This window comes from Aestuariibaculum marinum (assembly GCF_014596975.1).
In the GTDB taxonomy this organism is placed as follows: domain Bacteria; phylum Bacteroidota; class Bacteroidia; order Flavobacteriales; family Flavobacteriaceae; genus Aestuariibaculum; species Aestuariibaculum marinum.
In genome coordinates this window covers 1-1,315 of sequence record NZ_JACVXD010000032.1, presented here as the reverse complement: position 1 = coordinate 1,315, position 1,315 = coordinate 1, and the positions used below count along the sequence as shown (strand labels likewise).

At 33.6% G+C, this 1,315-nt stretch carries 1 protein-coding gene; it reads left to right on the top strand.

Translation table 11 applies throughout. The annotated features are described in order from the left end of the window. Window positions 1-217 precede the first annotated feature (217 nt). A complete protein-coding gene (locus tag ICJ85_RS16085) occupies window positions 218-1,108 on the top strand; it encodes an AbiTii domain-containing protein (RefSeq protein ID WP_241739575.1) in 891 nt (296 codons plus the stop codon). Window positions 1,109-1,315: the final 207 nt, after the last annotated feature.

Genomic DNA, 1,315 nt, shown 5'->3' with positions numbered 1-1,315 from the left:
ACCGTATAACATAACCTTATTTCTCTCTTTTGTTCTTTCTGATTAATACTTTAAAATTAACAGATTGTAAACTTAAGACGTATAACCGCAATTACGGCGGATTCGACTACGTCCGAATCCACTCGGAATTGCTAAAGGTCAATTTTTAAGCCGAAAATCAGTAACTTTAAAACCGTAACTGCGGTTATACCAACCGTTGTAAGTAAGCTGAAACAAAATGATAAACGAATTAATTACAGACATAGCATACGATAGAATAACAGTTGCGCAAGGATTGACTCGGGCAAAACTTATTGCTCGTCTAATTAAAAATGAAACATTTAAAAATTGGCTAAATAAAGAGTTGAATGGATATGAATTCGAAGACCCTTTATTGCCTGATTACAGAAAAATTTGGGCTGAAATCGTACTTACAGCTGAATTTCCATTTGGCAGAACTCAATCATTTCCTGTTGTCTTATCTGACAATCAAAGAGATTTGGGAGAGTTATTAAATCACCATCGTGTTATTGAGCCGATAGCAATTGTCGAACAGAATATTGGAGAAATGAAAGATGCTAAAGGATATATACATTTGAATGGTGGAATGGTGCAAACAGTTAGTGAATTGTACAAAGACCAAATGAATTCTTATGGTGGAGTAATAAGAAGTGGACAAAGAACTATTGGAAAAGCACAATTGACTAACATTGTTGAGTTAACGAAGCAAAAATTAATAGACACTTTACAAGATTTGGAAGAAGAATTTCCAGATTTAGAAAACAAATACGTTATGAGCGAAGAAAATAATAAGAAAGCCCAAAATATAATAACAAATAATATTTATGGTAATAATAATCCCTTAAACGTTGCTGCTGGGGATAATATAACTCAAGGAGACATTAACATCACAATTAATGCAGAACAAGTAGCTAAACTAAAAGAGTTTGGTGTAGAAGATGAAGCTATTGAAGAGCTAAAAACGATTGATGAAGAAAATCCAAAAGGCACTTCTGACAGAAAGGCAAAAATAATGAGTTGGTTAGGAAGAGTAACAGCATCAATGACAGCGAAGGGAGTTTACGAAAATATGCCTGAATTAATAGAATTTGTTGGAAATTTAATATAAAAGCCTACTTACAACAATGGCTATAAGTAATTGCTTGTTCTCGCCTACTTCTGAAAATCCTTACGAGCTTTCAGTTTAGTGTGTACTTGCAATGTTAAGTGCTAAACCACGTAACTACTCATAGCCGAGACCGTTGCCCACAATATTGACCCGTCCGGAAATAAGGCTACATAATTTTAATAATTATGTACAAAAATGACAAAGTAA